The 20,240-nt window shown below is 50.4% G+C and carries 20 protein-coding genes and 1 tRNA gene; 15 read left to right on the top strand and 6 right to left on the bottom strand.

Features of this window, described 5'->3' with window-relative positions; translation table 11 throughout:
- The first annotated feature begins 10 nt into the window (after nt 1-10).
- Complete coding sequence (locus DXT99_RS13440) at nt 11-346, top strand: type II toxin-antitoxin system RelE/ParE family toxin (protein WP_115566079.1); 336 nt, start codon at nt 11-13, stop codon at nt 344-346.
- A gap of 2 nt (nt 347-348) precedes the next feature.
- Nucleotides 349-660, top strand: a complete 312-nt coding sequence (locus tag DXT99_RS13435) for a helix-turn-helix domain-containing protein (RefSeq protein WP_115566078.1) — start codon at nt 349-351, stop codon at nt 658-660.
- Nucleotides 661-912: 252 nt separating this feature from the next.
- Here DXT99_RS13435 and DXT99_RS13430 read toward each other — a convergent pair whose 3' ends face one another.
- Nucleotides 913-1,146, bottom strand: coding sequence for a hypothetical protein (locus tag DXT99_RS13430; protein ID WP_147294221.1), 234 nt, complete (start codon nt 1,144-1,146; stop codon nt 913-915).
- 475 nt (nt 1,147-1,621) lie between these two features.
- On the opposite strand from DXT99_RS13430, the gene DXT99_RS13425 reads away from it, so the two are divergent.
- The 7 genes from DXT99_RS13425 (at nt 1,622) to DXT99_RS13395 (ending at nt 9,015) form a co-directional block, all read left to right on the top strand.
- Entirely contained in the window at nt 1,622-2,977 is a 1,356-nt protein-coding gene (locus DXT99_RS13425) for a M16 family metallopeptidase (protein WP_115566076.1), read from the top strand.
- A gap of 43 nt (nt 2,978-3,020) precedes the next feature.
- Nucleotides 3,021-4,667: a M16 family metallopeptidase gene (locus tag DXT99_RS13420; protein ID WP_181885124.1), complete on the top strand. Its 1,647-nt coding sequence runs from the start codon at nt 3,021-3,023 to the stop codon at nt 4,665-4,667.
- 213 nt (nt 4,668-4,880) lie between these two features.
- Nucleotides 4,881-5,858, top strand: a complete 978-nt coding sequence (locus DXT99_RS13415; RefSeq protein WP_115566074.1) for a c-type cytochrome — start codon at nt 4,881-4,883, stop codon at nt 5,856-5,858.
- 113 nt (nt 5,859-5,971) lie between these two features.
- Complete coding sequence (locus tag DXT99_RS13410) at nt 5,972-6,445, top strand: RDD family protein (protein ID WP_115566073.1); 474 nt, start codon at nt 5,972-5,974, stop codon at nt 6,443-6,445.
- Nucleotides 6,446-6,747: 302 nt separating this feature from the next.
- Entirely contained in the window at nt 6,748-7,179 is a 432-nt protein-coding gene (locus DXT99_RS13405) for an RDD family protein (RefSeq protein ID WP_115566072.1), read from the top strand.
- A gap of 290 nt (nt 7,180-7,469) precedes the next feature.
- Complete coding sequence (locus tag DXT99_RS13400) at nt 7,470-8,483, top strand: potassium channel family protein (RefSeq protein ID WP_115566071.1); 1,014 nt, start codon at nt 7,470-7,472, stop codon at nt 8,481-8,483.
- Nucleotides 8,476-9,015, top strand: coding sequence for a DUF421 domain-containing protein (locus DXT99_RS13395; protein ID WP_115566070.1), 540 nt, complete (start codon nt 8,476-8,478; stop codon nt 9,013-9,015). Before DXT99_RS13400 ends, DXT99_RS13395 begins: the two co-directional genes overlap by 8 nt.
- Before the next feature lie 142 nt (nt 9,016-9,157).
- Here the strand turns inward: DXT99_RS13395 and DXT99_RS13390 are convergent, their stop codons facing one another.
- The 5 genes from DXT99_RS13390 to DXT99_RS13370 all read right to left on the bottom strand — a co-directional run bounded on the left by DXT99_RS13390 (nt 9,158) and on the right by DXT99_RS13370 (nt 14,483).
- Nucleotides 9,158-9,712 carry a SixA phosphatase family protein gene (locus DXT99_RS13390; protein ID WP_115566069.1) on the bottom strand — a complete coding sequence of 185 codons (555 nt, stop codon included), beginning with the start codon at nt 9,710-9,712 and terminating at the stop codon, nt 9,158-9,160.
- 42 nt (nt 9,713-9,754) lie between these two features.
- A complete protein-coding gene (locus DXT99_RS13385) occupies nt 9,755-12,619 on the bottom strand; it encodes a tetratricopeptide repeat protein (protein WP_115566068.1) in 2,865 nt (954 codons plus the stop codon).
- Between the two features lie 144 nt (nt 12,620-12,763).
- A complete protein-coding gene (locus tag DXT99_RS13380) occupies nt 12,764-13,459 on the bottom strand; it encodes a phosphatase PAP2 family protein (protein ID WP_115566067.1) in 696 nt (231 codons plus the stop codon).
- Nucleotides 13,460-13,572: 113 nt separating this feature from the next.
- Nucleotides 13,573-13,654 (bottom strand) — tRNA-Leu (locus DXT99_RS13375).
- Nucleotides 13,655-13,769: 115 nt separating this feature from the next.
- Nucleotides 13,770-14,483 (bottom strand): phosphatase PAP2 family protein, encoded by a 714-nt coding sequence (locus DXT99_RS13370; RefSeq protein ID WP_115566066.1) that lies wholly within the window; start codon nt 14,481-14,483, stop codon nt 13,770-13,772.
- A 107-nt stretch (nt 14,484-14,590) separates the two neighbouring features.
- Here DXT99_RS13370 and thpR point away from each other — a divergent pair, with 107 nt between their 5' ends.
- The 6 genes from thpR to DXT99_RS13340 all read left to right on the top strand — a co-directional run bounded on the left by thpR (nt 14,591) and on the right by DXT99_RS13340 (nt 20,213).
- On the top strand, nt 14,591-15,136 hold the full coding sequence (gene thpR, locus DXT99_RS13365; protein ID WP_115566065.1) for an RNA 2',3'-cyclic phosphodiesterase: 546 nt from the start codon (nt 14,591-14,593) through the stop codon (nt 15,134-15,136).
- A gap of 56 nt (nt 15,137-15,192) precedes the next feature.
- Nucleotides 15,193-15,684 (top strand): CinA family protein, encoded by a 492-nt coding sequence (locus DXT99_RS13360; RefSeq protein ID WP_115566064.1) that lies wholly within the window; start codon nt 15,193-15,195, stop codon nt 15,682-15,684.
- Between the two features lie 36 nt (nt 15,685-15,720).
- Nucleotides 15,721-16,428, top strand: a complete 708-nt coding sequence (locus DXT99_RS13355; protein ID WP_115566063.1) for a class I SAM-dependent methyltransferase — start codon at nt 15,721-15,723, stop codon at nt 16,426-16,428.
- Nucleotides 16,425-18,275 (top strand): M61 family metallopeptidase, encoded by a 1,851-nt coding sequence (locus tag DXT99_RS13350; protein ID WP_115566062.1) that lies wholly within the window; start codon nt 16,425-16,427, stop codon nt 18,273-18,275. Before DXT99_RS13355 ends, DXT99_RS13350 begins: the two co-directional genes overlap by 4 nt.
- 93 nt (nt 18,276-18,368) lie before the next feature.
- On the top strand, nt 18,369-19,046 hold the full coding sequence (locus DXT99_RS13345) for a hypothetical protein (RefSeq protein ID WP_246000719.1): 678 nt from the start codon (nt 18,369-18,371) through the stop codon (nt 19,044-19,046).
- A 147-nt stretch (nt 19,047-19,193) separates the two neighbouring features.
- Nucleotides 19,194-20,213: an MBL fold metallo-hydrolase gene (locus tag DXT99_RS13340; RefSeq protein WP_115566061.1), complete on the top strand. Its 1,020-nt coding sequence runs from the start codon at nt 19,194-19,196 to the stop codon at nt 20,211-20,213.
- Nucleotides 20,214-20,240 lie beyond the last annotated feature (27 nt).

The following is a 20,240-nucleotide window of genomic DNA, read 5'->3' as shown; positions in this document are numbered from 1 at the left end:
ATACGAACTAATGCAACAAAAATTTGAAGTTGACTTGCTAGAGGAGGCTTTCAAGTATTTGGAATCGCTTGAACTGAAGCACCGAGAGAAAATACTTCAGAATATCCGGAGAGCGCAGTTCCACACCGACCCTAAGCTATTCAAAAAGCTAACGAACGAAATTTGGGAATTCAGGACTCTGTATGCAGGACTTCAGTACAGACTTCTTGCCTTCTGGGATAAAACAGACAAGAAAGAAACACTTGTACTCGCCACGCATGGTTTCGTCAAGAAAACCAGCAAAGTTGATAAAAAAGAGATTGACAGGGCCGAACGTATTCGGGAAATCTATTTTAAAGAAAAGTAATCATGAAAAGATATTCATTGAGCGAAGCCGAAGACAGGCTTATAGGATTGAAAGGAACGCCGGAGCGTGACAATTACGAGTTCGAGCTCAAGTTGGAGTTGATTGGGGACATGATTAAAGCAGCAAGAAAAGAAAGAAACCTGACGCAGGAGCAACTTGGGCAGCTTGTAGGAGTGAAGAAAGCCCAAATATCCCGACTTGAGAATAACGCCACTAATGTAACAATTGATACCATTCTAAAAGTATTTAATGCACTTGAGGCAAAGGTTAACTTCAAAGTTGAACTTCTCAACAGACAAGTGAAAGTTGCTTAACAGAACTACAGTGGGTAACCCAGTGCAGCCTTAACCCTTGCAAAGCTTCAGGCTTCGGCTGCACCAGCCAGTTAGCGTTTACTTTAAAAATAAAACCTCTCATCTTATCTTTACTTGTAGAAATGAGGGATCAGACAAGGCGCAGAAATGTAAACCAGACCAGCTAACAGAGCATAAACTCACATTATCTTGGTTCAAAACAAAAAAAGCCGATCTGATTGACCGGCTTTTTTTGTTTTGAACCAAGATAATCTAATGTTCTATTTCCACATCCACACCCTTAGTTTTAACAGAACCACCATCGGGCCCTATTTTGATTGATGTTCCTTTGTCTTCTTTAACAACGACTTTTTCGGCTGGCGCTTCCACCTCTACCACTCTAACTGTTTCTTTCTCTACAACCTCTGCTTGTGCCTTTTCCGGCTGATTGTTACAACCAACTGTGACTGTTAGCGCAAGAGCACTCAATACATAAATTAACTTCATACTATTACAGTAGAATAAGTGATGGGCAAACAAAAATAGGTAAAGCTTAAAATCCCGAAACGGATTTGTTTGGATTGTACTTTCTTGCCTGTTACAAGGTAACTACTTATAATGGAATCAGCTAATTAATATCTATATATAATTATCTATAAATACAAAGTGCCGGTTCATTGTGCTGGAGACTCAGTTGAAGAATCTAGATGGGTTTTCGGTGTATAAGTTTATTCAAAGGATATTGATTATCAAAAAGTTGAGGATTGCCAGAAAAAACTAACCGTAAACTGAATAAACGTCTGCTCCGACACAAACACGGTATTAAGGTTCCACATTTTCGTCTGTATCACCGAGAAAAGGCATGTTTTGTCGGAACTATGTTCCTATATAGCCAGCGTTTTGTTCATGCGAGGCAATTTTATTAATTTTAAGAGAACAAAATGCCTTTTGGCAATCATAAAATAGCATAAACAGAAAACATATGAGAAACAGATTAGTAGCACTGCTGCTCCTGCTAACCTTTGCCTTTCCCGCGGCGATGGCGCAGGACAGTCGGAAAGAGAAGATTCTACCCTACCCTATTCACCAGGAACAACTTGACAATGGCCTGAACGTGGTGACAGTACCTTATAACAGCCCGGGACTGGCAGCCTTTTACATTGTAGTGCGCGCAGGCTCCCGTGAGGAAGTAGAGAAAGGTAAAACGGGTTTCGCCCACTTCTTTGAGCACATGATGTTCCGGGGAACAGACAATTATTCCAAAGAGGCTTACGGCGATATCCTGAAAGCCATCGGGGCATCTGCCAACGCCAACACCTCCATCGACCGCACCGTGTACCACATGACCGGCAATGCCGAAATGCTGGACAAAATGTTTGAGATTGAGGCAGACCGTTTTCAGAACCTGAACTACAGCGTACACGACTTTAAAACAGAGGCAGGTGCTGTGAAGGGGGAATACACCAAGAACTCTGCAAGCCCCTACCAGCAGCTGTATGAGAAAACCGTGAGCACCGCCTTTGAAGACCACACCTACGCCCACACCACCATGGGCTTTTTTGAGGATGTGGTAGACATGCCGAACCAATACGACTACTCGCTTACCTTCTTCGACCGCTTTTACCGCCCGGAGTATGCTACTATTGTGGTGGTGGGCGATGTGCAGCCAGAGCGCGTGAATACCCTGGCAAAGCAATATTTCGGCAACTGGAAGCGCGGCACCTATGAGCCGGAGATTCCGGCAGAGCCAAAGCAGACAGAAACCCGCTATGCACACGTGAAACAGGAAGGTTTCCCGCCATACCTGAGCATGAATTTCAAAGGGCCCGCTTTCTCTGACACAGACAAAGACCTGCCTGCGTTGAGCATCCTGTCTACCATCCTGTTTTCTGAAAATTCTGACCTGTACCGCAAGCTGGTAGTAGACGAGCAGAAGGCCCGCTTTATTGGTGGTGGCCCGCAGTTCTCCCGCGATCCGAACCTGATCCAGGTTTCAGCCTCCCTGCTCAACGCAGACGACATGCAGTACGTGAAGGATGAACTGATGAAGGCGCTGAATGAAGCGAAAACAAAGCCGATAGATGCGAAGAAGATTGAGGACACCAAATCGCGCATCAAGTATTCCTTTGCCATGAGCATGGACAGCCCCGATGCCATTGCCAACTCATTGGCGCGTTTTATCTGGCTATCCGGTGACCCGGAGTCGCTGAACAACCTTTACAGCGTATTCGATACCATCACGGCACAGGACCTGATGAGCGTAGCGAAGAAATACTTTACCCCAGCGACGATGACGGTAGGCACCATTGCCCCAACAGATGCTTCGCCAGTTAAGTAAAGCTGCGTCTTAACCCATTTACAAAGACATGAAGAACATGAGCATGAAAAAAATAGCTGCCTATATACTGCCTGTTGCCCTTGCGGCTGCCTCGTGTGCCCAGCAGCCACAGGCATCACAGCAAACAGATACACAAACTACCACCACTACGGCCAATACAGCGAACACTGCCGCTCCCTATGATGCCAGCCAGGCATTTGGCCCGGGCAAAGTAGTGGAGTTGAAGCAGCCGGAGTCGAACAAAGTCATCATCAAACTGATGTTCAAGAACGGTTCTATGACGGACCCCGAAGGCAAAGAAGGCCTGACCTTTACCACTGCAGAGATGATAACAGAGTCCGGCACGCAGGACATGACGGTGTCGCAAATCAAAGACAAAATCTTTCCGTGGGCAGCCGAATATGGCGTGAACGTAGACAAAGAGGTGACCACCTTCACCTTTGCCGTGCACCAGGACTTCCTGAACGAGTTCTACCCGATTGTGCGCGGCCTGCTGCTGAACCCGGCTTTTGCGGAAGAGGATTTTAAACGGGTTAAATCAAATCAGCAGAATTTTGTGGACGAGGTTATCCGGGCCTCTTCAGACGAAGAGTATAGCAAGAAAGCGCTGGAAGACCTGCTGTTCCGGGGCACCAATTACCAGCATGTGGTGGAAGGCACCTCGGCGAGCGTTCCGAATATTACACTGGAAGACGTGAAGAATCACTGGCGCAACTACTTTACGCAAAACAATGTGCTGATTGGCATTGCCGGCAACTACAGCGATGCCTTCCTGAACCAGCTGAAGAGCGATGTAGCGCAACTGCCTGATGTGAGGCCAAACATACCGGTAGCAGGTGAGCCCAACACACCGAATGGGGTGCAGGTAGAAATTATAAGAAAAGATGATGCGCTCGGCTCTGCCATTTTCACGGGCAGGCCGATGCCTGTAACACGCTCCGCTGACGACTTTGCTGCCCTAATGGTCGCCAACTCCTATTTGGGGGAGCACCGCAAGAGCTACGGCAAACTATATGATAAAATCCGTACGACCCGCTCCATGAACTACGGCGACTACTCCTACATAGAGTGGTATGACCAGGGCGGGAGCTATCAGTTGCCAAACCCGGGTGTGCCGCGCACTGCTAACTACCACGCCCTCTGGATTCGGCCGGTGCAGATTGCGGAAGGCCTGCAGCAGCAGTATGCGGAGCTAAGCGACATTAACGTAGGGCACGCGCACTTTGCCCTGCGCCTGGCAATGCGTGAAGTAGACAATCTGATGCAGAACGGGATGACGCAGGAGGATTTTGAACTGACGCGCAAATTCCTTCGCTCTTACATGAAGCTTTACATACAGACCACTGAAAAGCAACTGGGCTTCCTGATGGACTCCCGCTTCTATGGTCGCCAGGACTATATTGAGGAAATGGACAGGCTGCTGGCCAACCTGACAGTGGAAGACGTGAATAATGCCGTGAAGAAATACTGGGGCACTGACAACCTCTACATTACCATTGTAACAGACGACAGCGAGGCAGAGCCACTGCAGCAAGCCCTGCTGAACAACACACCATCCCCGATGAGCTATTCGAATTTAGTTAGAGAAGGCCTGCCACAGGAGGTGCTGGCAGAGGATGAGGCGATTGCCAACTACAATTTAAATATAACGGATGTTAGAATTGTAGACAGCAAAGACACCTTTAAATAACTAAGGGACAGCCCTTAACCTTCAGAAAAGCCGCAGACAAATTTGTCTGCGGCTTTTTTTATGCTGTCTGCCAATTCAAAAATGTTACCTACTAAAATTATATAGATAATACAAAATACATCTTTGATATAATCATATTTAAAATTGATATTTACCTAATTTTTATATCTCAGTAATAACGCGCTTCAGAACTTAATATTATCTGAAAAAATTATGAAAAAGGCATTAAAAATTACCGGATACGTAGTAGTTGCACTGGTGGCAGTTGCTATCGCCGGCATCATTTATCTGCAGTACGCCTTCCCGAACGTGGATGCCGCCCCTGTCATGACAATTGAAAAGACACCTGCATTGGTTGAACGCGGAGAATATATTGCCAATCACGTAGCCATTTGCATCGATTGCCACTCTACCCGCGACTTCTCTCGCTTCTCTGGCCCTATGCTAAAAGGCACCGAAGGCAAAGGTGGAGACAAGTTTGACCACTCCCTGGGGTTTCCCGGTACGTTTTACGCCCGGAACATCACTTCAGATAAAGAAACCGGGATAGGCAACTGGACAGACGGCGAGATTTACCGCGCGATGACAAGAGGGGTGAACAAAGACGGTGATCCGCTATTTCCGGTGATGCCATACAAAGCCTACAGCCAGATGACGACAGAAGACGCCTACGCTGTGATTGCGTACATCCGCACCTTAGCGCCAATCAAACACAAAGTGCCAAAGTCAGACCCAGACTTCCCTGTAAATCTTGTACTGCGCACCATGCCGTCTAACGACACCCCATCCCTGCTACAAAAGGCAGCCCTGAACGATGAGGTGTCAAAAGGCGAATATCTCCTCACCATTGCCTCCTGCAACGACTGCCACACACCACGGGATAAAGAAGGAATGCTTTTAGCTGGTGGCACGGAGTTCCCTACGCCGGATGGCGGCACCCTGCGCTCTGCCAACATCACTCCGGACAAGGAGACCGGTATTGGCAACTGGACAGAGGACGCTTTTGTGCAACGCTTTAAAATGCATGAAAACCCTGCCACAGTAGCTCCTGGCGGGTCAAACACCATCATGCCCTGGAGCATGTATGCCGGCATGAAAGAAGAAGATCTCCGCGCCATATACAAATACCTGAAGACCGTAGAACCTGTCAAGAATAAGATGGAGCGCTTTACACCTCCCGCTAAATCATAAATCAACGAGAATGTAAGACAGTCTGAGAAGCTACCTGGCGCATGTGCCGGGTAGCTTTTTTTTGTACAAGTGCCCGGTATGTCGTATTATAGCTGTAAAGCCTATTTTAACAGATGGAATTTTACACGCAGGAAGAAGACAGAAACCCTATTCACCTGGCTTATGCTAAATTCAGTATACGCCTGGTAGCTTTTTTGATTGACTGGATTCTGCTATCGATTCTTTCTGCGCTGGTGCTTACGGCGATCGGGCTGCCACTTGTCCCGGATATCCATGACTATGAAGCCCGCCTGAAGATGAACTTCATCAGCATCGTGATGGGCTGGTTATACTATGCTGGTTTTGAAAGCTCCTCCTACCAGGCCACACCAGGTAAACAGGCGATGGGCATTTTTGTGACGGATACAGAAGGATATGCTATCTCTTTTTCCCGTGCCACCGGCCGCTTTTTTGGGAGGCTGCTATCGGGGCTTATCCTGCTCTTCGGGTATATAATGGCCGCCTTTACAGAACGCCGCCAGGCCCTGCACGACATATTAGCAAAAACTCTTGTGCTGAAGCACCCTGCGCAACAAGAGCATGTCTGAATTTAATCTTTGATCTCGATAAGACTTCTGGCGCCTTGCGAAGGAAGCACAGCCAAGGCTACGGAATAAATGATAGCAGCTGCCAGATACTTTTCTGCAACTCTATTTGTAGCCTTTAGGATTATTTTAGAAGCATGCATACGCGCTACTCTAAGAATAGTATGTTGACCTATTATTAAACCAGATATACCTATATACTCAAAACAAGAAAATATTTAATTAAATTAAGCGCATTACTGTAACTTTGTTTAGTCAGCTAAGTATAATGTCGGTCAGAGCTCATTTATCCGACATTGTATGTGATGCAGTTTACTTATACCCAACAAGATAAAAAGACGGAGTCAGCAAGTCTGTGGACAAGGTTAGCGGCCTTTTCACTTGATGTTTTGCTTATCCTGACGCTGATAGGTATAGCCGATTTCATGACGTTTAGCAGCAATGACGAAGCGTTCTTGCTGAAACCCGAACGCCTGCTGCACCTGCTGCTGGGCTGGCTGTATTTTGCCGGTACCGAGACCTGCCCCTGTCAGGCCACCTTAGGCAAATACCTCCTGCACCTGCGGGTAACCACTACTACAAATGAGCGCATTAACTTTAAAGCAGCCACTCTTCGTTATTTCCTCAAACCCATTACACCTGTTTTGCTATTAAAGCAATATTTAACAGCATCCCCTTCTACTATCCGCCGCACTTTCCACGACAGACTGGCACACACGCAGGTGGTGGCCCGGTAAAATCTTTCTCCTGGTTAACCCAAACCTGCTATCCAATCAACACGGCATACGTCACCAGCCTCGCGCAAGGCAGGCAACCCTGAGATGCAGGAAATAGTAAATGCTTAAGGAAGTTCACCACCCACACCTTCTGCTGGAGGCACAGGGCTGGTAAGCGAAGGGCTTAGGGCCAGTTAACGGCTTGAGTAAACAGCGGGAACGCCAGGGGGGTATGCAAGCGCAGCAAGTAAAACCGTAGAGGCATCAAGCCTTACCAAGGCTACTCCCTTTGCCCATTATCGACACATTACATGAACTACTTTTACTTAATCAGCGGCATCCTCCTCACAACGTGGGCCTTTATTGAAGGCCTATGGACAACTATATGGATAGATGGCCAGTCTGCTCCTTTAACCGGCCGCCTCACCACCGTTATCTGGAAGGTGATGCGCGGCATTGTTGGCACCAAAAAGCACCACAAGCTGAGCCTTTCTGGTCCGATCATTCTGATAACAACCGTGTCAGTCTGGATCCTGATGATACTGCTGGGATGGGCGCTGATTTTTTACGCCGACTCTTCCTCCATCAAAAACCCAAATACCCAAGCTATACCGAGTTTTCTCGGCCATATCTGGTATGTTGCCTATATAATGTTTACAGTTGGCAACGGGGATTATGTTCCTACTTCTGATGCCTGGCGGCTTCTCAGTGCCCTCGTTGCGTTTGGAGGCATGGGCATGGTCACGCTTTCTGTTACATACATCCTGCAGGTGCTCTCAGCAGTAGTGGCTAAACGGGCTTTTTCGAGTTCGGTAACCAGTATAGGAAAAAGCCCTGAGGAATTCGTAACCGCCCAATGGACAGGAGATGACTTTGGAGATATCGAGCTACAGCTGTCTTCTCTTTCAAACACGCTCTCCACCCTGTCCGAAAAGCACATGGCATACCCTATTTTGCACTATTACCATGCGGCCAATCCACAAAAAGCGAATGCTATCGCCCTGACTATTCTGGATGAGGCGCTTACGATCATACAGTACGGCGTTCCAGAGAAACACCATCCGGCAGGAACGATACTGAAGGCCACGAGACACTCAACAAAAACTTTTCTTGACACGCTGCATGGGGCATTCATCGAACCATCTGATGATGTGCCTCCGTTACCAGACTTGTCGAAACTCAGAGAAAAAGGAGTACCTACAGTAGACGATGCGGCATTTTATAAAAAGCTCGAAGAGATACAAGACAGAAGAAAGATTCTCAATGGCGTGATACAAAACGGCGCCTGGTACTGGCCCCCAATAAAAGAAGATCAGAATGGATGACGTAGTAATTTTATGGAACGGGTATGAACCGCTTCTGCGCATACTGGTAGTTGGCACCCTCACTTACATAGGCATTGTTCTCGTGCTGCGGATATCCGGCAAGCGGACACTGCTGAGCATGAACGCCTTCGACTTTATTATCACCATAGCAATGGGCTCGGCATTTGGCCGCATTCTTACGGCAAAGCAGGTTTCGCTGGCAGAGTCGCTGGTCACGTTTGTGCTGCTCGTGAGCCTGCAGTACGTTGTAACCTGGCTGGAGACGAGGTCAGAGAAATTTGCCAACTTTGTGACAGGCAGCCCCACTTTGCTGTACTACCAGGGCAGGTTTCTGGAGCGGGCAATGAAAAAGCAACGGATACGGAAAACTGAAATGCTCGCAGCTGCAAGAGACAAGAAACTGGAGAATATGGACCAGGTAGAGGCCATTATTCTGGAAACGAGCGGGAGCCTGTCTGTCATTAAAAAGTCATCTAAAACCGGTGAAAGCACTATACAGCAAAGATACCTGGAGCAGGTTGAGGACGCGTGACATTTTATAACCAATGCGTGCAGAGCACCTGAGCTGGGGCTACCGGCGTAACATCTGCTTATAATCCGCTACAAATGATACTGGCTGCTATTTACCCCCAAATCCAAAGCCCCTGCAACAACCATTGCAGGGGCTTTGGATTTTAGCGGCTTGGGTTCCCAAACTGGCTGACTTCTACAAAAGCTGTGCCGCTGGGGGCCACAGTCAATTTAAAGAGATAGTCATAGGTATTGTCTGGTATGTCAGCCACGGGGCGTTCTACTCCAAAGGCCTCCAGAATGGGTAAAACAGTGTTAGAATGCCCGGCAATTACCACGGTCTCCCCCCGATGGTTTTGCAGGATCTGCTGCTTCAGGGTATTAAAGTCATGCGCCTCATACTGCCGTATGTTCAGCTGGCGTGTATCTGCCAAAGGCTTCAGTGTGTTTATAGTCCGGAGGTATTTGGTGGCGTAAAGCGCATCTACCTGCTCTTCCTCCAACAGCGCACGCAGGGCTTCTGCCCGCGTCACTCCGGCTGGGGTCAGGTCCGGGTCTTCGTTTGCAGGGTCAGCGGTAGCCTTCTCGGCATGGCGCACCAGGTACACTACAGTTGGCGCTGTTGCAGCTGCCTCAGTGGTAGTGGTGTTGCTACGGCAGGCCCCCAGGCTGAACACCAGGAGCAGCAGGCACAATGGTAAGAGGGTGGTTAACTTCATGAGTGGTTTATGGTTTAAAACGTTGTGGTGCTGTATTTGTCGCTATACCAGCTTCTCCCCTGCCATCCGGACCTGCCTGGCCTGCCTTTCCTTCCCCTGCTTTTCCAGCAGCTGTACCAGTCGCCGGCGCACCTGCGCATTGTACGGATTTGCCTGCAGGGATGCTTCAAAAGACTTGATGGCTTTTCGGTTCTTTTGCTTGGCCTCCAGCAGGCGCCCTGTGGCGTAATGATGCCAGGCTGTTTCCAACACTGTCTCCGGGGCAGGCTTTTGTCCCAAAACTGCCTCTGCCTGCGCTATCATGCCTAAATCCGAGAGTGTACCAGCTAACAGATGCTGCTCCCCATTCAGTTTAACTTTGTGGCTCAGTATCGGCTGCATCAATGCTTCTGCCGCCGCTTTATTTCCGAGCTGTAGCTGATAGTCCGCCATCCGGACCATGTAATCGGGGCGTGCGGCACCAGAGGCCTCTAAGATGCGCTGTGCCTCTTCCAATGTGTTGTAAGCCGCTGTATAGTCACCCTGCGCGGCCAGTACATCGGCATATTGTCTGCGCAGGCTATAATGCTGCGGTTTCAGCGCCACCAGGCGCGCCAGTGCCTGCACTGCGTCGGGGGCCGGCTGGCTAGTACCTTTAAGCCAACTGGCATAGGCAAGCGCCTCGTCTCTGCGGTCGCGGAGGTACGTGGAGATGGTGGGCGCCTGTTGCACATAGGCTTCAGCGGTGACGATGGCCTCAGGCACCATAGCGTAACTTTCGTACAGCTCCCGGAATTGTTGATTCGTGTAGGCGCGCTGCAGCAAGTCATTTTCCAGTTCCAGTGCTTTCTGATAGAGGGCAACCTGGTCAGCAAGTACCTCCTGCGGGTTTAGCTTCCCCGCCCGCTTTTGTGCCTCTAGTAAGGCGGCTTCCGCCACATAGACAGGAGCATAATCTGGATTGATGTCTTTCGCTTTGTGCAGCCAGTCTGCTGCTGCGGCATACTCCTTTTGCTGCTGTTTCACGCTGGCATAGGCTATCAGAGCGGACTGGTACTGCGCGTCATACGTAAGGGCAGTATCGAGCAGCGCAAGGGCCTTCGGCAACTCTTTCTCCTGCTCAGCCAGGTTCAGATAAACCTGAGCCCAATTGCTGGCCATGGCATTTTTATCACCTGCCAAATAAGCCCGCTGCCGCTGTACCAGGTCATCCAGAAAAGTATAAAGCGCCGGGTCTTTCGCTTTTAGGTCGGCAGTGGTATTGATGGATTTATGGTTAAGCGGATGCACTTTTACCGGCTCAAAGTAAGCCGGGTACGTCTGTGCCAGGTACTCGTGCTCGTTGTTGGCAGAATAGTAGTCTATGGTGCGGCCTTCCTCCATGGCCTGATGGTAGAGGCGGCGCACGGCACGTGTCTCCGCGTCGGTGAATACGCTCTGGTGAAACAGGTGCACATACTCGTGCAGCACCACGTTCCGCTCCAGGTAGGAGCCGCGCACCACGTACTCAATAGCTGCCGCACCGCTGCCCACTCCCCTGATGTCCATCCATTGGCGGTTATCGAAGGTAGTTGCCTGCCTAAAGTAGGGAGAACTCATGGCGATAGCCAGGTCTATGTGCAGGGGCGGTATCACAAACTTCTCGCGCTGCCTCGACAGAAACGGAAAATACACAATGCTCTCATACAGCTGCGACCACACCATTTGCTGCACTTCTTTACCGGGATAATAAGCCACATCCGGAAACACCCTGGCAAAGTTTACCGGGTCCTCAATTACTGTCTGCACCACAACCTGCTGCAGCGAGTCGTAGTTGTGCAGGTACGTCAGCTGCTTTTGTTTGATAACAGCGGCTAAAGCATTGTGTGCTGGTCCGTAATGGCTTTTCTTTTGGAGGATGCGCTGAAAAATAGTTTGTGCGGAGTCGAGCCGGGTCTGCCGGTTCATATCGAAGGCCATGTAATAGGTGGAACCCCGCAACATGGCTGGCAATACGGAAGCCGGATACTGTTGCTGCACTGCCTGTGCCGCTTTCAGCGCCTCCTGCAACCTGTTTTCGGAGATAAGCCTGTCTGCTTCATTCAGGGCCTCCCGTACCTCCTCATCCTCCGGCCGGGCATAATCGGCATAGGTCAAGTTGGTATGGCCATTGCCCCAATGCCAGTGTGTGACGTAATGCAGCGGGTTCAGTTCCAGCGCCAGTTCCCACTGGGCCGCCATGTCGTTTAGCTGCGTGGCATCCACCCGGCGCCAGATGGCATAGCCATAATTAAAGCGGGCATCGGCATTAAAAGGGTCTAAAGTGAGGCTGGTGATGAGCGGCTTTTCGGCCAGCTCCGGTTTCTGGTTCCAGAAATGCACATCCGACTCCAGCAGGTAAGCGCCAGCATTGTTGCGGTTCCAGGCCTGCACTTTCTGTGCCCAGGCCAGCGCCTCGCCATACTTTTTCTGCAGCATCAGGATGCGCCCTACGGTTAAAGCAGCTGCCTCGTCTCTTGGGTTTGCCTGCAGCAACTGCCGGGCGGTAGCCGTAGCTTTGCTTAGCTCCCAGGCCTGTATCTGCAAATGGCTCTGCAGCAAAAGCGCCTGCCTTTGCTTCGGATTTTTTTTCAGCACTTCCTGCACGAGGACCTCAGCCTGCTCAAATTCGTTCTGCAGCATCGCCAGCCTGGCTTTTGCCAGCTTTACGGCTGCATCAGGTGTGGCACTTTCCAGCAGTTGCTGCGCAGCCTGCCATTCACCCAGTTCCAGCAGCCTGTTTGCTCTGGTGGCGGCATCTATGTTTTGCTTCTGTTTTATCTCCTGCCGCTCCTGCAGCAACTTCTCCCGAACCGCAGCCACATCATCAGGATGCTGGGCAAGCGCAGGCACAGCCATGAACAGGAGGAGGGTATAGAGCAGATGTTTTGTAACAGAGATTAGGCGCATGAGTTGATAAAGTGAGTTTAGGCGCTGCAGTTATTTTTCAACTGAGCACTTTGGCAAACCTAAAAATAAGCACATTGTCGCTCCTATACCAACTGATGCCTGATTATGTGATATAATCTGAAGTAAAAAACGCAGTTCTATAATTTAAGCTTGTTCCTGCTCCACCTTTTTCACAAAGACTTTCTCCAGCCTGCGCATGAGGTATAGGGAAAGGAGGAGCCACAGGATTCCCATGGCATAGCCTGCCAGCACGTCGGTGGCATAATGTACTTTCAGGTAGATGCGGCTGTAGCCAATCAGGAGTATCAGCAGCGTGAGGAGCAGGGTAAGCAGCCAGCGCCAAAGCGTATTACGCACTGTTCGCCAGACAACGTATATCAACACACCATAGAAAGCACCGCCAATCATGGCGTGGCCACTGGGAAAACTGAGTCCCGATTGCTCCAGCATAGCTAACTCCGGGCGCGGCCGCTCAAAGTACCGTTTCATTGCCTGGTTCAGGATGGCGCTGGACATTGATATGAGCAGTACTTTAAGTGCAAGCCAGCGCAGGCCTTTAAAGAAGGAAAACACCAGCACCACGATCGGCGGCACTACCATCAGGTACTCTGCAGAAGCAAAGAAAGAGATGCCTATCATCAGTCGTGTGTTCCGTGGAGAAGTGTGGCGATCGGCGAAGCGAAACAGCGCTTCATCCAAACCGGCATCGCGTTCCACAAATACCTCGTTCGCCATAAAAAGGAAAAGCAGCAGGCACCCGAAGAATGTTACCCACAGCACGATTATCTCCACCGAAAGAAGGGCTAAAAGGCTGAGTAGTTTTTGTGTCAGGCGCTTCATAATCTGAACAGCTATACGCTGAACTGCTTCCCTTGTTAGTCAGGAACGATGCCTGAACGGGAAAGGCTGAAAACAAAAAAGCCAGTCCGAAGACTGGCTTTTTAAACTTAGTGTGCGCACGGGGAGATTCGAACTCCCACACCCGAAGGCACAGGCTTCTGAGACCTGCACGTCTACCAGTTTCGCCACGTGCGCGAAACTCACTAAAAATTTAACGTCCCAAAACCCTTAACCCTTAATGATTGGGATTGCAAAGGTAACAGGTAGATTTTAAATTGCAATAAGGGCCCAAAAAAAATTGCATAAAAAATTACGCTGGTGTTTCCTCCTCCACCACCGGGTCCAGTTCTTTTTTAGAGAGCCGTTCCAGGCGGCGCAAAGCCCACAGCCCGACTACAACCCATATAAAGCCGGCAGAGAATCCCGCCAGCACGTCGGTAGCGTAATGCACCCGCAGATAGATCCGGCTAAACCCGATCAGTATCACAAAAATCACCAGCAGAACCACCAGCACATTGCGCCATATGACCGGCCGCACATGCTTCCAGACAAGGTAAATAATCAAACCATAGAACGAGGCCGCCACCATGGAGTGCCCGCTCGGGAAACTCAGTCCCGATGCTTCTACCAGGGGCATCACCGGCCTTGGCCGGTCGAAAAAGAACTTGAGCACGATGTTAAGGGTAATGCTGCCCAGTGCCACCACCGGCACCTTCAGCGAATACCACCGGTGCCTGCGCACAAACAGGAAATAAGCAACAAGCAGCAGGGCAGCAGGCGTCAGGAACTGCCTGGAAGCGAAAAAAGTAATGATTTTTATAAAACGGTCCAGCGCAGGATTCGCGATGTCTCCGGCAAAACCGAAAGCGGCCTCGTCGACACCCAGCGTTTCCCCCTGCATTATTTCAGCCCCGATATACAGAAAGCAGATGATGCAGGCCAGGAACAGCAGCCATACAAGTACCAGCTCCACTGTAAACAGGGCAGCGCCAGCCACTATTTTTTTAAAAATTCGTTGGATCATAAAGTTCGCAATTCATTTACAAATTGTGTACGTGTTTATGCCAGAGCACTCCCTCACGTACGTACTTCATTTGGTAAAGGCAGACATAACCCTTATATCCTAAAACTATGAAAGACAGCATCAGGTTGTTTGTAGCAGCTACTTTACCCGAAACACTGAAGCAGGAACTCCATGACCAGCTGCAGGTTTACGATCATCCGTCCATCCGCCCCGTGCCCCTGCAGAACCTGCACCTGACACTCTTCTTCCTTGGCAATGTGCCCGTACAGCAGCTTGCTGCCATCCAACAGTCCATACAGGAGGTAGCGCAGCGGCGGCAGCCTTTTACGCTTGATTTTGAGTTTACAGAACCCGGCCCGAAGCCCAGGCATCCCCGCCTGATATGGGCCCGCTTTGCCGCACACCCTGCTTTTGAGGCGTTGAGCTACGAGTTGACAGAGGCCCTGGCAGACGAACCGCCTAAAAAGCAGAAAGCCATTCCACATGTTACCCTGGCCCGCTTTCGCAAAGACAAACCTGTACCGGAAAACCTTTTCACCATCACGGCAAAGGAGCCACTGCAACTGCACGTTTCAGATATTGCTTTGTGGCAATCGGAGCTGGCATCGCCTCATCCTGTCTATTCTGTATTGGAGACTTACCCGCTGGGGTAAAACCTGCTGCTGCTATTTGCAGTATGATAAGCCTGTGCTAGAATAAAAAAAATTGTATGAAGCAAGATGACCTGACAAAGTTGGTGTTGGATTTAAAAGACAGAGGCCTGACAGTAGCCTTTGCAGAGAGTTGTACCGCAGGCCTGCTTGCCTCTGAGTTTGTAAAAGCCACAGGCAGCAGCGATGTACTGCTCGGGAGCCTTGTCGTGTATCAGCCGAAGGTAAAGCAGAAGCTTTTAGGCGTAAGCAAAAGCACACTGAAACTGTACAGCGCTGAATCGCAGCAGGTGACAAATGAGATGGTGATGGGGCTAAAAAAGCATTTAGATGCTGACATCAGCATTGCCACCACCGGCCTGGCGGGTGAAGGCGGCTCCGAAACTACCGAGAAGCCCGTAGGTACCATGTTTGTTTCTATCCTGTTTGACGGCAAGGCGGAGGAGTTCCGCGAGGTGTTTGAAGGGGATACCGACAGCATCCGAAAGCAGCTCGTTGATTATATTTTTGATAAACTGCGCGGTATAGTGGACGAGCATTACAACCGCTGATGCTTATCTTAGCAGCCAGACTTTCTGCTAGCAACATTGCCAAACCTCCCCGACAGCGGCTTTCACCGTATAGCCTCCTTTTATGATCGCCTGGCCCGCCTCGTGTATAGCGATGCGCTGGAACAGGCTCAGCTAAGCTTGCTTCCGCATCTGCCACAAAAGGGACGCGTGCTGGTGATTGGTGGTGGCAGCGGCTGGATATTAGATCAGCTTTTACTCACTGGCAAACAACTGGATATTCTATACTTAGATGCTGCTCCTGCCATGCTGCAGCGGGCCCAATATAGATTTGAACGTTTCCAACTGCCACATCAATGCATGGTTTCTTTCAGACTGGGTAACGAACAGGCACTGCAGCCCCATGAGCAGTTCGGGGTGGTCATTACTCCTTTCCTGCTCGACCTCTTTCCCCCTTCCCGCCTGACGCAACTCATGCAAACCCTGTCAGCTGCGCTTACACCCACTGGCCGCTGGCTCTTCGCCGATTTCTGGCCCATGCAGCAGCCCCCTCCCCTCAGGCAGCAGCTTCTGGTTTGGGGCATGTACACTTTCTTCGGATTAGTGAGTGGCGTGAAGGCAAAGCAACTACCGGATTATGCAACTCATTTCAGTAGCTTAGGCTTTGAGGAAAAGTACAGCAGTAACTTTTATGGAGGAATGGTACAGGCGAAGGTGTTTTACCTCTCCCCGGCACAACCACTATATTTATATCTTGAAAAATATTTTTTGAATCAGTATAAATGAAACATAAGCTATATTCCTTGCTGGGCCTTGCCCTGGGGCTGATGGTACAGCCGGTGCTGGCGCAGCAAAAAGTAGACTACAGACTTTCTTTCCCCAACGCAGTACACCACGAGGCAGAGATTCAGGTTACCTTCTCTGACATAAAAGCAGACACGCTGAAAGTGCTGATGCCGCGCACTTCGCCGGGGCGCTATGCCATTCATGAGTTTGCCAAGAACGTGTACAACGTGCGTGCAACCGATGCACAGGGCAAGCCACTGCAGATTTTCCGTCCCGGCACAAATGAATGGGACGTACTGGGGCATGATGGCACTGTCACGGTAAATTACACGCTGTTTGCAGATCACGCCGATGGCACGTATGCCGGCGTGGACGAAACGCACGCGCACCTGAACATGCCCGCTACTTTAATGTATGCCGAAACATTCAAGACATCACCTGCCTATGTCACTTTTGATATGCCGCAGGGGAAAAACTGGAAAGTAGCGACGCAGCTGAAACAGCAGCAGGGAAACACTTACTTCGCCCCTGATTTCCAGTACCTGATGGACAGCCCGACGGAGCTTAGTGATTTTAGCCTGGAAGAGTGGACGGTGCAGGAGAACGGTAAAACCAAAACAATACAGGTAGCCCTGCACCACCAGGGCACACCAGCGCAGTTCCAGGAGTATGTAGCGAAGACGAAGAAAATTGTGGCAGAGCAGCGCGCGGTGTTCGGGCAGCTACCGGATTACGATTTCGACCGCTATACCTTTATAGGCTGTTATATGCCACAGGCTGTCGGCGATGGTATGGAACACCGCAACTCCACTATCCTGACCAGCTCCCGCCCTTTAGGCACTGCTATGAACGCTCTACTGAACACAGTATCGCATGAGAAATTCCACGCCTGGAACGTGGAGCGCATTCGCCCGAAAAGCCTGGAGCCGTTTAACTTTCAGGAGGCAAACATGTCAGAGGCACTCTGGCTCGCAGAAGGCTTCACGAGCTACTACGGTGATATGATTATGGCCCGCAGCGGCATTTTCGATATCAAGAAGTATGCTTCTGACCTGGCCGGAGACCTGAATTATGTGCTGCTGTCCCCGGGCCGCGAGTTTCATAGTTTAGTAGAAATGAGCATGCAGGCTTCCTTTGTAGATGCCGCCCGCTCTGTAGACCCTGTGAACCGCCATAACACCTTCGTTTCCTACTATACCTATGGCAGCATGACGGGGCTGGCCCTGGACATGATGCTGCGCCAGAACTACAACAAGACCCTGGACGATTACATGCAGGCGCTCTGGCGCAAGTACGGGCAACCGGAGAAACCCTATACTTTAGCTGATCTGGAAGAGACGCTGGCAGAGGTATCCGGCGACAAGGCATGGGCAGGGCAGTTTTTCCGCAACAGCGTGCAGGGTAGCCACCTACCGGATTTCACGCCGCTTCTGGCTAAAGCTGGCTTTGAGCTGCGCAAAGCAAAACCCGGCGAGGCAATGATAGCCATGGTGCCTTTGAAATACAGTGAGGAAGGCGCAGAACTTATGTCGGGCACTTTTGTAAACTCTGGTGCTTACAAAGCCGGCTTGGATCGCACAGATGTCATCCTGACATTGGATGGCCAGAAAATCAAGCGGGAAAAAGATCTCCAGAAAGTATTAAGCAAGTACAAGCCCGGCGATACTATTCCGGTAACGTTCAGCCGCCTGGGGCAAACCCGCAGCACCAAACTGGTACTCGACGAAGTACCCACGCTGGAGGTAGTTCCCTATGAGGCCATAGGCAAGCAGTTAACGCCGGAGATGCAGCAATTCCGCCAGGCATGGTTGGGCTCTAAGGCAAATGGCAGCGCCACAACAAACTAAATTTAAAGTCGTTGTGTGCTTAGGAAGGTATGTTTTGATTTGAACTACTTTCCCCGTAACTTAGTATATAAAGATACACCACAGCCATTTTACGTGAAAAACATATTTAGAACTATATTGGCAGCAGGCTTGCTCTTGACCGGCCAGGCGGCGATGGCACAGGACGTGAAGCCTAGCTTAGATGCGGCACCAACACCTGATACTTCAGCCGCCCCTGCTCTTAGAGAGGCAGCCACTGCTCCGATGGCAGATGCAGCCGCTGATGAGAAGCCAGCCTGGACAGGCCCACGATTGAGCTATAGCCTCTCGACAGGCGCCAGCTTTAGCAGCGGCCTCGGCAATGCCCAGTTTGTTACGCCTTCTGTACGCTACCACCTAAACAACCGCTTCAGGGTAAATGCCAGCATGACGTACATGAACGTATCGTCTTACAATACTCCCGCCTTTACACCGGAAGGAACTACCGTGATGTACCGCAACAACGGCGGCAGCCATTACATCGCCAGTGTAGGCGTAGATTACCTTGCCAGCGACAGGCTTATTTTGAGCGGCAATATCTGGAAAGACTTTTCTAACCTGCCGGCACAGAACCTGAACTATGGCCTGTATAGCCCCGGACGTATGGGCGCTGACTTCCAGGCAACGTATAAAATCACGGAGAATTTCTCCGTATCAGGAGGCCTTCGCTACAGAGAAGGCGGCTCTCCGTTTGGAAGCCCGTTCTATGACCCAGGTTTCGGCCCTTACAACCGGACCGGCTTTGGATATTAACTAAAATCAGTCATCATAAGAAAAGCGCTTCTTCGTTAAACGGAGAGGCGCTTTTTATTTTTGATGTACTCCTATTTTCTAACTCCTTGCATCGCTGCCCCAACCTTAGCGGGCGTTCTGATGTTATAATAACAGGACAAAAAAAGAATGACTTTGCAGCACAACAATCACATACGCCACATCAGAAACGAGCGCCTTGAAACGATAAAGAAGGATTACCGGGGCAACAAAACAATCAAGGGCCGCTTTGCCAATGGGGATGAGATTTATTATCCTGCATCCAGTGATGTACTGCGCTGGCAGCTGAGTAAAAATCCGCAGCGAAACGAGAAGAAGCGCGATAATTATGTGCCTCCGGTACATGAGGGGTCTGAATTCATAAACTCCGATAAAGACATGATTGTGTGGCTGGGGCACTGTAGTTTCTTCATCAGGTTAGGGGGAATCACCTTCCTCACAGACCCGGTCTTATATGATGTGCCGCTGCTGCCACGCAGAGCAGGGCTACCTTGCCCGCCGGAGCACCTGCGCAACATCGACTTCTTACTGCTCTCCCATGGCCACCGCGATCACCTCGACAAGAAAACAATTAAAACCGTTTTCGAGAGCAACCCACAGCTAAAGGCGCTGGCACCGCTGCGGGCCGGAGACATCCTGCGCAACATAAACCCGCACCTGCCCTACCAGGAGGCAGGCTGGTATCAGAAATTTGACCTGGTGCCAGGGGAGGTGGAAGTGTACTTTATGCCTGCTTCCCATTGGTACCGGCGCGGTTTGCTGGACATGAACAAGGTGCTGTGGGGCAGCTTTGTCATCAAAACACCTGCGCTCAGTCTGTACTTTGCCGGGGACTCAGCCATGGGGCAGCATTTTGAGGAGATTGAAGACCTGCTTGGACCGATGGACGTATGCCTGATGCCGGTGGGAGCTTATAAGCCAGCCTTTCTTATGGCCAAAAGCCACATGAACCCCCACGAAGCAGTAAAGGGCTACAACCTTTTGCGCGGCGGCACTTTCATTCCGATGCACTATGGCACCTTCGACCTTTCGGATGAGCCACCGGGGGAACCCGTGCGCCTGCTGCAGCAGATTGCTGCAGGGGGAATGCTGCAGGGGCTGAAGATACCCGCCATCGGGGAACCAGTGCTGCTACAGGAACTGTCATAAAGCCATAGTCCAGCAGCATGTACTTTT

Origin of the sequence: Pontibacter diazotrophicus (assembly GCF_003367245.1) — a bacterium.
In the GTDB taxonomy this organism is placed as follows: domain Bacteria; phylum Bacteroidota; class Bacteroidia; order Cytophagales; family Hymenobacteraceae; genus Pontibacter; species Pontibacter diazotrophicus.
The sequence above is the reverse complement of the archived record's forward strand: the minus strand, read 5'-3'. Positions and strand labels throughout refer to the sequence as shown.